Annotated in this window: 14 protein-coding genes and 1 pseudogene; all 15 read right to left on the bottom strand. The window is 39.5% G+C overall.

The genetic code is table 11. From position 1 onward, the window contains the following. The coding region (locus HMPREF9200_RS04950) for an ATP-binding cassette domain-containing protein (protein WP_009353693.1) at positions 1–246 on the bottom strand (246 nt) is incomplete at its 3' end. A gap of 9 nt (positions 247–255) precedes the next feature. Continuing rightward, positions 256–945 (bottom strand): LptA/OstA family protein, encoded by a 690-nt coding sequence (locus HMPREF9200_RS04945; protein WP_240633682.1) that lies wholly within the window; start codon positions 943–945, stop codon positions 256–258. A gap of 56 nt (positions 946–1,001) precedes the next feature. After that, a complete protein-coding gene (gene lptC / locus HMPREF9200_RS04940; protein ID WP_176604756.1) occupies positions 1,002–1,499 on the bottom strand; it encodes an LPS export ABC transporter periplasmic protein LptC in 498 nt (165 codons plus the stop codon). A gap of 20 nt (positions 1,500–1,519) precedes the next feature. Next, positions 1,520–1,975, bottom strand: a complete 456-nt coding sequence (locus HMPREF9200_RS09020) for a lysophospholipid acyltransferase family protein (protein WP_009353715.1) — start codon at positions 1,973–1,975, stop codon at positions 1,520–1,522. 14 nt (positions 1,976–1,989) lie between these two features. Next, positions 1,990–2,295, bottom strand: a complete 306-nt coding sequence (locus HMPREF9200_RS09015; protein ID WP_009353661.1) for a lysophospholipid acyltransferase family protein — start codon at positions 2,293–2,295, stop codon at positions 1,990–1,992. Continuing rightward, positions 2,292–2,447 (bottom strand): hypothetical protein, encoded by a 156-nt coding sequence (locus HMPREF9200_RS09010; RefSeq protein ID WP_255260727.1) that lies wholly within the window; start codon positions 2,445–2,447, stop codon positions 2,292–2,294. The genes HMPREF9200_RS09015 and HMPREF9200_RS09010 overlap by 4 nt, the downstream gene beginning before the upstream one ends. Positions 2,448–2,460: 13 nt before the next feature. Continuing rightward, positions 2,461–2,982 (bottom strand): HAD family hydrolase, encoded by a 522-nt coding sequence (locus tag HMPREF9200_RS04930; protein ID WP_009353671.1) that lies wholly within the window; start codon positions 2,980–2,982, stop codon positions 2,461–2,463. Further along, complete coding sequence (locus tag HMPREF9200_RS04925; RefSeq protein WP_009353645.1) at positions 2,982–3,953, bottom strand: SIS domain-containing protein; 972 nt, start codon at positions 3,951–3,953, stop codon at positions 2,982–2,984. The genes HMPREF9200_RS04930 and HMPREF9200_RS04925 overlap by 1 nt, the downstream gene beginning before the upstream one ends. A 27-nt stretch (positions 3,954–3,980) precedes the next feature. Further along, on the bottom strand, positions 3,981–4,799 hold the full coding sequence (gene kdsA, locus HMPREF9200_RS04920) for a 3-deoxy-8-phosphooctulonate synthase (RefSeq protein WP_009353639.1): 819 nt from the start codon (positions 4,797–4,799) through the stop codon (positions 3,981–3,983). 26 nt (positions 4,800–4,825) lie between these two features. After that, entirely contained in the window at positions 4,826–5,557 is a 732-nt protein-coding gene (gene kdsB / locus HMPREF9200_RS04915) for a 3-deoxy-manno-octulosonate cytidylyltransferase (RefSeq protein WP_009353664.1), read from the bottom strand. Between the two features lies 1 nt (position 5,558). After that, the gene (lpxK, locus tag HMPREF9200_RS04910) at positions 5,559–6,686 is read right to left on the bottom strand and encodes a tetraacyldisaccharide 4'-kinase (RefSeq protein ID WP_009353666.1); all 1,128 of its coding nucleotides are present in this window, start codon (positions 6,684–6,686) and stop codon (positions 5,559–5,561) included. Between the two features lie 61 nt (positions 6,687–6,747). After that, positions 6,748–8,051, bottom strand: a pseudogene (locus HMPREF9200_RS04905) (3-deoxy-D-manno-octulosonic acid transferase). Positions 8,052–8,054: 3 nt separating this feature from the next. Continuing rightward, positions 8,055–9,782 carry an ABC transporter ATP-binding protein gene (locus HMPREF9200_RS04900; RefSeq protein WP_009353695.1) on the bottom strand — a complete coding sequence of 576 codons (1,728 nt, stop codon included), beginning with the start codon at positions 9,780–9,782 and terminating at the stop codon, positions 8,055–8,057. Next, positions 9,783–10,919, bottom strand: coding sequence for a lipid-A-disaccharide synthase (gene lpxB, locus HMPREF9200_RS04895; RefSeq protein ID WP_009353711.1), 1,137 nt, complete (start codon positions 10,917–10,919; stop codon positions 9,783–9,785). 2 nt (positions 10,920–10,921) lie between these two features. Beyond that, positions 10,922–11,746 (bottom strand): LpxI family protein, encoded by an 825-nt coding sequence (locus HMPREF9200_RS04890; protein ID WP_009353707.1) that lies wholly within the window; start codon positions 11,744–11,746, stop codon positions 10,922–10,924. Between the last annotated feature and the right edge of the window lie 135 nt (positions 11,747–11,881).

Genomic DNA, 11,881 nt, shown 5'->3' with positions numbered 1-11,881 from the left:
CAAATATCCAATACCATAGGCAGATCGTTTATACATCGGCATATGGGTCACATCCACATCACCGATGCAGATACTTCCTGAACTAGGTTTTTCTACACCTACAATCATATAAAAAGTAGTTGTCTTGCCTGCTCCATTGGGGCCTAACAATCCCACAATTTCGCCTTCCTCCACACGAACACTCACTTTATCCACTACATTTCTTGATTTATAGGTTTTTACTAAATCCTTGGTTTGTATAAACATAAATTCTCCTTACTTTGGAGTAATGATTAAGGTACTGCGCCCACCAAGCGTTTCTGCACTATTATCACTAAGTTGAATTTTTAATTCTGGCGCTTCTAAGACATTACCATTTTGTACAGCTCTTGCATTACCTTTTAAATAAGCCACTCCATCATTTTGATTTGGAGTCTGCGTATATACAGCTTCATCTGCTGTGGCATTTATATTACGACTTGTACTAGATACGGTTACATTCCCTTTCGCTGTGGCAGAGATTTCGTTTGTAAATGCTGTAATATGCTCTCCAGTCAAAATGTTATCAGCCACCATTAACTGTCCATTACCAATAATTTCACCATAACCAGTTTCCGTATTATAGTTTACATGATCACCGTATAATTGACGATCATCTTTTTGCAAATGTACATTACCTGTAGCATCAAATTGCTGATTATGTAATACATGCACTTCTGATGCTGCCATTGACATATTAGTGCCTATCATACTCACTCCACCAGTTAAATATCCTTCTTGTGTGTTCGTATTATACCAACCTATAGCACCAGTCATAGTCTTATCATCTTTGGTAATAACTACACTACCTTTTACCTCAGCACGACCACTAACTCCATCATATGTCAACTGATCGGCTGTAATCATTAAATTACTGTTGCCAGCAGGATTTGCATCCGTTGGCGCTGCCCATACGGGAATCATCATAGCACCACCCATAAGAGCAGCCATGATTAAACGTTGTATTTTCATGAATATCCTTCCTACTTGCGAATCAATTTAGCATGACCTTTTGCTGTTACTTGCTGCAAAATCATATCACCTTCTAGCACATCACCTTCTAATGTTGTGTCAACATCGGTGTAAATAAATTTAGAAGTTGATTTAAATAACTGTTCTTTACTTCTATACTCTAGCCCTTCTGTGCGAAGAGTTGCACCCGTACTAGAGGTAGCCTCAATGCCACCAGATAATGTAATCTGTCCATGGTCTTTAGATACCACGCCTTTTGGTGCTTTCACTGTAAGTATTTTTCCATCCTTATGAAACGCCCCGGTTACATTTTCTAAGGTAATTACTTTTGTGACCTGATCAACACTTATCTTTTCTGCTTTGACAGACCAAATAAGTTGTCCATTTTTTTCTTCTTTCAATTCTGTTCCATTAAAACTAATAGAATTTCCAGAGGGTCCCATCGTGGTGGTTTCTACTCCACCATACAAAAAATATCCAACTCCCAAAAGAATTAAAATGCCTACCACAATCGTGAGGAGAAGTTTTTTTATTGTTCTTCATGCACAGCCTCCCGTACTTGTAGTTTATGTTCAATATCTACAATTTCATGAATTTTCGTATTCCAACGATGTTGGAACCATAACCATTCGTCTGGATGTTCCTTAATAAAATCTTCCGTAATTTTAACAGTCGCTTCTGTTAAGCGGAACATATCTTTCTCTACATCACCTGTATCTTCATAATATAAAGGAGGTAATATATGTACAATGTGCCCTTTCTCTTTACGAGAGGCAAATACAGGAACTACAGGGGCTTTAAATTTTTTCGCAAATGATGCTGGTCCCGTCACTGCTGATGATTCTTGTCCCAAGAACATGACAGGTAATCCTTGATACCATCCATCTTGATCGGCTAAAAATCCCAATAGTTTCTTCGCTTTCATTGCCTGTGCAGCACCCCTCATTTCGGATCCACCACGAGCAAATACTTCTAAACCTACCATTTCACGGTATTCATTCAGCAATCTAGTAAATTGAGCATTAGGCTGCTTTTAACAATCGTTGCAGATGGATAACCATGGGCCGCTAAGGCTGCTCCCATCCATTCCCAGTTGCCTACATGAGCCGTCAAAATAATAACACCTTTATCTTCTGCTAAGGCTGCATCTAAATGCTCTAATCCACGCATTTCAATATGTTCTTTAATGAACTGAGGTGTTAAGTTCGGCATGTACAACATTTCCATAACGGAGCGACCTAAGTTTTGAAAGAGTCGACCTAATATAGCATTCGCTTCTTTTTCATCTATAGAAAGGCCAATCATGAGGTTATGTAATCCTCGTTTGACCTGTTTTTCCCTACTAATCTATATAAAGGTCCTAGAGATGCTCCAATGGATAAGATTGTAGAATAAGGTAATGTACAAACTAACTTACTTAGTGTTTTTAAGGCTGTATATTGCCATTCTCCTGCCATGAAAGCCTCCTTTCTATTGACCTACTTGATAGGATTCCTCACGATATGTACGCACAGCATCCTCCCAAAGTCCTTCTTGCTTTAAAATATACTCCACTGCTTCTCGCACAGCTCCTTCTCCGCCCTTTGCTTGACAGATATAGTGAGCTACTGCTTGCACTTCTGATACACCATCTTGTGGTGTCATAGCTAATCCTACTTTAGACATAATGCCTAAATCATTGAGATCATCGCCCATATAAGCTACTTCATGAGCCTCTAATTGTAATGTATGTAAGAGTTCCTGTAAGGCAGCACTCTTATTATGACTTCCCATTTGAATATGAGAAATGTTTAACTCTTTTGCTCGTCTTTCTACCATGAAAGATGTACGCCCAGTAATAATGGCTGTTTGCAATCCCATGCGCTTCGCCAAAGCTAATCCTAAACCATCTTTTGCGTGAAAAGCTTTCACTTCTTCTCCACTAGATGTATAAATAATCTCACCTTTTGTAAGTACTCCATCTACATCTAGAGCTAAACAACGTATTGCCATTACACAATACCTCTCCGCAATAAATCTGTAATATGTACTAAACCAAGGCTCATTCCATCCTGTCCAACAACTGGTAATACAGTAATCGGACGAGGCTGATTTTTCTCCATCATATGAAGCGCTTCTGCCGCTAGTTTATCTTTAGTAATGGTACGCGGTGATTTCGTCATCATATCTTCCACAGACCATACTAGGAAATTACATCCAGAATCTAGACCACGTCGAATATCTCCATCCGTTACTAACCCGATTAATTTACCTTCTTCATCTACTACATTAGCTGCTCCAAGGCCTTTGTTGGTCATGACAAATAATGCATCTTGCACAGTAGCACCCTTATGAATAATAGGATTGTCGTCTCCGCTATGCATAATATTTTCTACTGTGAGCAATAATTTACGACCTAAGGAACCGCCTGGATGGAATACAGCAAAGTTTTCTGGCGTAAATTTATGTTGATCTAATAAGCATACTGCTAATGCATCGCCTAATGCCAATGCTGCGGTGGTACTACTAGTGGGAGCTAGCCCTAACGGACAGGCTTCCTTATCTACACACACAACCAAGACTACATCAGAATTTTTTCCCAATGTAGAACTTGGGTTTCCCACTACAGAAATTAATTTAGCACCAATACGGCGCAAGGAAGGCAATAAGCTAATGACTTCACTAGTTTCCCCACTATTTGAGAACGCTAATACTACATCATCAGATGTTACCATACCTAAATCACCATGTACCCCTTCACCAGGGTGTAAAAATAATGCAGGTGTACCTGTACTCGCTAATGTAGCCGAAATTTTTCGTGCAATATGTCCAGATTTTCCCATACCTGTACAGACCACGCGTCCCTTAGCTGCTAAAATTAACTCTACAGCCATTTCAAAACGATGATCTAATGTTTCAATTAAGTCTAACACTGCTTTTGATTCTTCTTGGAGCACCTGTGCTGCTCGTTCAAGTATCTTCATAGTTCACCTGCATCCTTTACATCTGTACTATTTTTTTACGATTTTATCGATAGCCACTAAATCAGTTAATAGTTCTTCTAGAGAGTCTAAATATAACATGTTTGGCCCATCTGAAAGGGCTTCTTCTGGATTATCATGAACTTCAAAGAACAATCCATCTACACCACTTGCTACAGCACCGCGTGCTAGGTTCGCAACAAATTCACGTTGACCAGAAGAAGCTGTACCTGCCCCACCTGGTAATTGTACGGAATGCGTAGCATCAAAAATAACTGGATACTCAAAGGAACGCATAATTGGGAAGGATCTCATGTCTACCACTAAATTATTATAACCAAAACTAAATCCGCGTTCTGTAAGCATCAAGTTTTGATTTCCTGATTCTTCCATTTTCTTCAATACATTGCTCATATCTTTCGGAGCCATGAATTGACCTTTTTTCACATTCACGCATTTTCCAGTCGCTGCTGCTCCGTATACCAAATCAGTTTGTCGACATAAGAAGGCTGGGATTTGAAGAATATCTAATACTTCTGCAGCCGCATCAATTTGAGTAATATCATGGATATCACTTACTACTGGTACCTGCAATTCTTCCTTAATAGCTTTCAAAATTTCTAAACCTTCTACGAGACCTGGGCCACGGAATGAAGAATAGCTAGATCGATTGGCTTTATCAAAGGAAGCTTTGAATACGTAGGGAATACCTACTTTATCACAAATTGCTTTCGCGCGACGACCAATCTCTAATGTACGTTCATAGCCCTCAATTACACATGGACCTGCTAATAGAAATAAGCTTTTCCCTCCACCAAGTGTAAGGTTGCCTACTTGTACTGTTTTCATTGTATCTCCTTTCTAAACAAAATTGTTTATGCTTCTAATTGGTGAAATATTTCATTCACTCGTTCTAAATCTTCTGGTGTATCTACTCCAACAAAGCGCTGGTCTGTAGTAATGACTCGGATCGTATATCCATTTTCTAAGGCTCGTAACTGCTCTAAGGATTCAGTTAATTCTGCTGGTGTCGGTTCCATCTTAGCATATGTTAATAGAAACTGACGATTATATCCATACATACCTACATGCTTGAGTGGAGGAACCACAAATGCATGTCTAGGGTGAGGAATTAAAGATCGAGAAAAATACATCGCATTCCCTAGGCGATTTACAATTACCTTGACAGCACTAGGCTCATTATATTCTGATTCTAACAAAGGACAGCCTACCGTCCCCATTTGTAAGGTTGAATCTTCTTTGAATTGACGTGCCAATGCATCGATAACAGAAGCATCAATCAACGGCTCATCACCTTGTACATTGATAATCACATCAATATCAGTTCTTGTAGATGCTACTTCTGCTAACCGGTCAGTACCCGTCAAATGATCCGCTCTTGTCATCATAACTTGTCCACCAAATTGGATGACCGCCTCATATACCCTTTCATCATCAGTGGCCACAATCACCTCATGAGTTTCAGTGGCTTTTGAAACTTGTTCATACACTCGTTGAATCATTGGCTTATTACCAATCATTGCCAACGGTTTACCCGGTAATCGAGTAGATCCATAACGAGCTGGAATAATACAAGCTATACGCATATTACTTCCCCTTTGCTATTTGCAAGACATAAGATTTAAAATCTTCTTCACCTTTGGTAAATTCAATACCTATCACTAATACATACACAGGAATCTTTAAATCTCGTATAGCCCGTACTTGTGATAGCTTAACTGCATCTTTTTCCGTTGTAATGATGCCTTGAATCCCCGTTTTAAAGCAGTGTTGCCATAGCTTTACAACATCATCTTCGGAATAATCATGATGGTCACCAAAGCTCATCATATCCTGCACCGTAAATCCATAGCTTTCTAAATTAGCAATGAACGAGCTAGGTTGTCCAATACCACTAATCGCTAGCAATGGAGTGCCATCATAGTCACTAATATCATGAATCGGGCCATTATGGCTCCATTCTTCCAAGGTTTGAAAACCCACTGTTTGATGAATGGTTTCTGCCACCGGAACAAGAGGTGCCAAGGAATGAATCTCTGCACGTAGTGCTTCTAGTTGTTCCGAATCCACTTGATTCGTTTTCGTTAACACAATATAGGTAGCTCTCTTCAAGTTTTCCAATGGTTCTCGTAGAAGCCCTCTTGGCAATACCGCACCATAACCAAATGGGTGACTTGCATCAATCAACACAATATCTGCATCACGGCCCAAGGCACGATGCTGAAATCCATCATCCAAGACAAGCACATCGGATTGCATATCTTCAACGGCAATTTTTGCAGACTCTACTCGTTTTGAACCTATAATAACATTCGCATTAGGTAATGTTTTTGCCAATAACCAAGCTTCATCACCACTAATAAAAGAGGATACATCAACAGCCCCTCGTCTAGATACGACAATAGGCTTTTTATTATTATCTGCCTTGTAACCACGGCTTAAGACGCTCACTGTATGTTGGGCTGTATCTAATGTTTCACAGACATAACGTACCATGGGTGTTTTGCCCGTGCCTCCAACTGTAATATTTCCTATACTAATGACCGGCACTGGCATTCGCAATACTCGGTGTGGGTGGTTATAGCGTTCATTGCGATATTCTACGACTCTTTCATAGACTTTACTAGCCTTTTCCAAACCATTGCGCAGAGCATCTCCCAAGGAGCCTTCCATCTGTCCACTAATGATATGCTTAAAGAGTTGTTCTCCTTTCATGAGTAAACCTCCTCCGTATCCCCTTAGTATAACTTAGGATATTAAAACTAATATGAATCGATTATGGTACTATGTGAAAGCGTTCAAAAAGACGGCGTAACTCCTCTGTATTGCGTTGTGTAGCTCCCCGATTTTCACTGACTACTTCCAAGCAATGACGACTCATCTCTTCTCGCATAGCATGGTTAGCACACAAAGTTTGCAATACTTTTAATAATTCTCTTTCATCATGTACCATTGTACAAGCACCACGGGAGCTCAACAAACTATAGATTTCCTTAAAGTTAAACATATGTGGTCCTACAATAATTGGCTTACCATGAGCAGCTGGTTCCAATATATTATGACCTCCAGTTTTTACTAAAGATCCACCTACAAAAATAATATCCCCCAAACTATATAGACGACCTAATTCACCGATGGTATCTAAAATCACTACTGGAATTTCTTCATGTACAGGTTCTGTCATAGCACTACGACAAATCGCTTTCAACCCATATTTTTGAGATAATGCTTTTACATCATGGCCACGCATAATTTCGCGAGGTGCAATCAGTAATCGCGCATTGGGATAAGATTGTAAAATTTCTTTAAACGCTTGAAACAACTTATCCTCTTCCCCTTTATGTGTACTACCTGCCACGATAATAGGATGATTATGTCCAAATCCAAACTCATGTTGCAATTGTTCTTTTTCTTCATCTGTTACCGTTGCATAGGTTTGATCATATTTCGTATTCCCTGTAACGGTTACCTCTTGTACATTTGCCCCTAATACAGTGATATATTCCGCATCTAATTTAGATTGCATACAGAATCGATCTATGGACCCCAACATATCATGCATAAAAGATTTAATATGCATATATCGTGACATAGAACGATCACTGATACGACCATTGACCATCATAACTGGAATCTGTTCAGCTTTGGCAATACGAAGAAAGTTTGGCCAAATTTCAGTTTCAACCAATAAAATTGCAATGGGCTTAATCGTTGTCAAAATTCTTCGTGTCAAAAATGGCAAGTCTAAAGGGAAGAAAATAATCCCTTCTGCTTCCGGAATGATGCGGCGTGCCATGGCATGTCCAGTAGCGGTTACCACAGATACAACTACAACTGCATCAGGAAAGCTTTTTTTGATATCTTTCACCAATGGGCTGGTAGCTACAATTTCGCCTACAGAAGCCGCATGCAACCAAATAGCCCGTTTACCTTCAATTTTTTCATCAATGTGCTAGGCATGAATCCTGCACTTTGTTTGATCCGCTCGTAGAATCCTTCTTCAAAGGCCAAACGGTAGAGAATCACCGGTATCAAGCCAATCCAATAGATAATGAGAAGTATATTGTATATCCAATACATAGTTTATCCTTTTCTGGCAAATTGAACAGAATATAAATGACTATATAAGCCATTCAACGCTAATAATTCATCATGTGTGCCTTCTTCTACAACACAACCTTGCTGTAAGACCACAATATGATCGACATGTTTAATAGTACTCAATCTATGAGCAATGACTAGCGCCGTTCTATTTTTCATTAGTCGTTCTAACGCTTCTTGTACAATTTTTTCACTTTCAGTATCTAAGGCTGAGGTAGCCTCATCAAGAATTAAAATGCTCGGATTTTTCAAGATAGCTCGTGCAATAGCAATACGTTGACGCTGACCACCCGATAAAGAGTTACCTCGCTCTCCCACAATCGTATCAAATCCATTCGGTAATTTTTCAATAAACTCATAGGCATTCGCTGCTTTAGCCGCCTCAATGATTTCTTGTTCAGTAGCATCTAAGCGACCATATAAAATATTTTCACGTACTGTTGCATTGAATAACATCGTATCTTGTGGCACTAAACCAATATTTTCTCGTAAGGAAGTAAATGTGACATCTCGCACATCTACACCATCAATGCGAATAGCGCCATCTGTTACATCATAAAAACGTGGTAACAAGTTCGCTATCGTTGATTTGCCGGCTCCAGAAGGGCCAACAATCGCCACGGTTTGCCCTTGTTTCACCGTTAAGTTGACGCCTTTTAGAGCTAAATTATCTTCATCATAAGCAAATTGTACATTGTCGAATTCTACAGTTCCTTGTACATCAGTTAATGCTTTTGCCGTTGGTGATTCTTTCACATGTGGTTCTGTTTCTAAAATGTCGATAACACGATCTCCTGCTGCCATTGCTTTTTGCAAGTTACCATAGACTTGAGTTAAGCGTTTCACAGGATTAGATAAGTTAATAGCATAAATTAAGAATGCAATCAAGGAACCTGCTGTAATATAACCTTGCACTACAGAATATCCGCCATACCATAGAATAATCACTACTGCAATGGCCGCTGCAAATTCCACCATAGGCCCCATGACAGCTGTTAATTTTGTAGCTTTCATAGCAGCATCAAAGTTATTTTGGTTCTCTTGTTCAAATCGCTTAAATTCATATGTTTCACGAGCAAAAGAACGAATCACGCGCACCCCTGAGATAACTTCTTGTAAAAACGCCGTAATATCCGCTGTTCTACCTTGTACCTCATGACCTGCAGAGCGCAATTTTTTACCAAATATATTCGTTAATCCTAATACAACAGGCACAATAATCAATGTTAAAAGGGATAGTTTCCAATCCAAGTAAAACATGAAGACTAAGGACCCTACTAAGGTAACTCCTTCTGTCATAAACGATATAAGGTTATCTACAATAGCTTGTTGTAATGCACCTACATCACTAGTCACATTGCTCATGATACCCCCTGTTTTACGGCGGTCAAAATAAGCTTGGTCTAACTTTTGTAAATGCTTAAATAAGGTTTCACGAATATCGATAACCACGCGCTGTCCTACATAAGCCATCATATAGTTTTGCCCATAGGTAGCAAATCCACGAAGCAAGAAAATTACTAAAATAGCAATCACAATTAATGTTAATAAGCCTAAATCTTTATCTTGCAATACGCCATCCACTACATTTCGGATTAACCATGGTACCACTAAATACCCCATGGCAGCTGCAATCATGCAAAATATCCCTAATATGAGTCGCATCCTATATGGCACAATAAATGCCAATAGTTGTTTATAACGATTCATTTACGCCTCCTTCATTGCGACTGATGCAATGACATCAGCTACACGTTGCACCGCTCCCGGTGCCCCTAATTCTACTTTCACTTGCGCTAAATCAGCTTTCATCTGCGTATATACCGCCTCATGATCTAAGATATTAGCTAGTTCTCGTTCTACATTTTCTGGCGTTACATCCCCCTGTAATAACTCAGGAATAATGCGACGCTTCGCCATAATATTAGGCAATCCAATATGATCTATTTTTACCAGTAATTTACCAATTCCATACGTAACAGGTGCCACTTTATAAATTAATACAGTAGGTACATCCATCAAGGCTGTTTCTAAGGTAGCTGTCCCTGAAGCCGCAATACATGCGGTACAAATCTGCATTAAATCATAGTTATGACCTTCTGTAACAGTGACTGGTACAGAATAACTTTGTAAAATTCTGTCAATATCTTCTCTAGGTATTGTATGTGCCCGTGGTAAGAAGAACTTCAAATCTGTATGATTTTTATATAACCGTTCTGCTGCTGCCAGCATTGTTGGTAATAACCCTTCTACTTCTTGTTTACGACTACCTGGCATCAAAAGAATATTACGACTCCTTGTATCTGCACCAAAATGAGCAAGTGCTGCTTCGACGGACATGGTAGGATGTACAATATCTACCAAAGGATTCCCTACAAATTCCACATCTACACCAAATTCACGGTATGCCTCTGCTTCAAAAGGAAAAATAGAAGCTACTTTTGTCACCGTTTTAGCGATATCCTTGCCTCGTCCTTTATTCCAAGCCCAAATGGTAGGGGCAATGTAATACACCACAGGTATATGTAATTCTTTTGCCACCTTCGCTAACTTCATATTAAAACCTGGATAGTCAATACACACCAACACATCTGGCTTTTCTCGTAGCATAGCTTCTTTTAAGAAGCTGCGAAGTTTAAAAAATGTGGGCAAATGTTTTATTATTTCAACAATACCGATGAACCCTAGTTGCTGAATATCGTATATAATATTCACACCCGCTTCCTTCATCAAGTCTCCGCCCATGCCAAATAGTTGTGCTTTTGGATATGCCTCCAATAAAGCCTTTGCCACACTGGCACCATGCGTATCTCCTGATGCTTCACCAGCAGAAAACATAATCTTCATGCTTACTCCTCATCCGGCCCTTCTACGGCACAGATTACGATACCTAATTCGTTTGCTTTTTGCAAAACTGCTTCTTGCTCAACAAAAATCGTCCGTTTCGCCTCCATAGCTAGGACCTTGCAGTTACCGGTAATCATAGATTCTAACGTCTTCATACCTACCGCTGGAACATCAAAACGTACGTCCTGATTAGGTTTTGCAGTTTTTACCACCACAGCCCCTTCACGACCCAAGGCACCGCCTCGCTTGATACACTCATCGGTTCCTTCAATGGCTTCTATGGCCATCGCCGCTTGTTCTTTCACTACTACGGTTTGTCCAATGTCAAGTGCACCCATTTGTTTCGCTAAGGTAAAGCCAAACTCAATATCTAATTGCTCCACCTCTGTTGGTTTTCTCATTGTCATGACACCTACTGGTGGCATAAGAGATCTCATATATTTTGTTTGATCCGCTACCGCTAGTCCTTCTTTTTCTAATTCCTCTACGATAGCTAGCATGATCGTATCATCTTTACGATTGCGCAAACGATTCAACAATTTGATCGTACGCATATCTGGTATGGTTGTTATCTTTTTATACAGATGTTCTTTTGTTACTTTTCCTAACATAGTCACATCTGTGACGCCCTCTTTAAGGAACGTTTTAATCACTGTATCTGATTTAAAGACGCTGATTTGGTAGTATGCATCGGCCTCTGCTTGTAATTCAGGAGCTCCCTCTGTTACAACAGAAATGACCACAACTTCATAGCCTTCATGTTGAGCAGCTCGCATAAATTCAACTGGCAGATTACCAATTCCTGCAATCAATCCTACTTTCGCCATAACGCCTCCCACTAACTTTTAATTATAAAAATTCTAATCTATATTATACCATATATAGGGCATAAATGGCATGAAAGTTCACAATAAAAAATACATGGAAAAGCATACATTGTATGCTCTTCCATGTATTATAAT

The sequence above is a fragment of the Veillonella sp. oral taxon 780 str. F0422 genome, assembly GCF_000221605.1.
Classification (GTDB): domain Bacteria; phylum Bacillota; class Negativicutes; order Veillonellales; family Veillonellaceae; genus F0422.
This window is presented reverse-complemented; position numbering and strand designations above follow the sequence as displayed.

Coding starts and splice junctions, on each gene's coding strand:
- HMPREF9200_RS04945 (WP_240633682.1), bottom strand. CDS start 945: ATGATGATTCCCGTATGGGCAGCGCCAACGGATGCAAATCCTGCTGGC.
- HMPREF9200_RS09020 (WP_009353715.1), bottom strand. CDS start 1,975: ATGGTAGGTTTAGAAGTATTTGCTCGTGGTGGATCCGAAATGAGGGGT.
- HMPREF9200_RS09015 (WP_009353661.1), bottom strand. CDS start 2,295: ATGATTGGCCTTTCTATAGATGAAAAAGAAGCGAATGCTATATTAGGT.
- HMPREF9200_RS09010 (WP_255260727.1), bottom strand. CDS start 2,447: ATGGCAGGAGAATGGCAATATACAGCCTTAAAAACACTAAGTAAGTTA.
- HMPREF9200_RS04930 (WP_009353671.1), bottom strand. CDS start 2,982: ATGGCAATACGTTGTTTAGCTCTAGATGTAGATGGAGTACTTACAAAA.
- HMPREF9200_RS04925 (WP_009353645.1), bottom strand. CDS start 3,953: ATGAAGATACTTGAACGAGCAGCACAGGTGCTCCAAGAAGAATCAAAA.
- kdsA (WP_009353639.1), bottom strand. CDS start 4,799: ATGAAAACAGTACAAGTAGGCAACCTTACACTTGGTGGAGGGAAAAGC.
- kdsB (WP_009353664.1), bottom strand. CDS start 5,557: ATGCGTATAGCTTGTATTATTCCAGCTCGTTATGGATCTACTCGATTA.
- lpxK (WP_009353666.1), bottom strand. CDS start 6,686: ATGAAAGGAGAACAACTCTTTAAGCATATCATTAGTGGACAGATGGAA.
- HMPREF9200_RS04900 (WP_009353695.1), bottom strand. CDS start 9,782: ATGAATCGTTATAAACAACTATTGGCATTTATTGTGCCATATAGGATG.
- lpxB (WP_009353711.1), bottom strand. CDS start 10,919: ATGAAGATTATGTTTTCTGCTGGTGAAGCATCAGGAGATACGCATGGT.
- HMPREF9200_RS04890 (WP_009353707.1), bottom strand. CDS start 11,746: ATGGCGAAAGTAGGATTGATTGCAGGAATTGGTAATCTGCCAGTTGAA.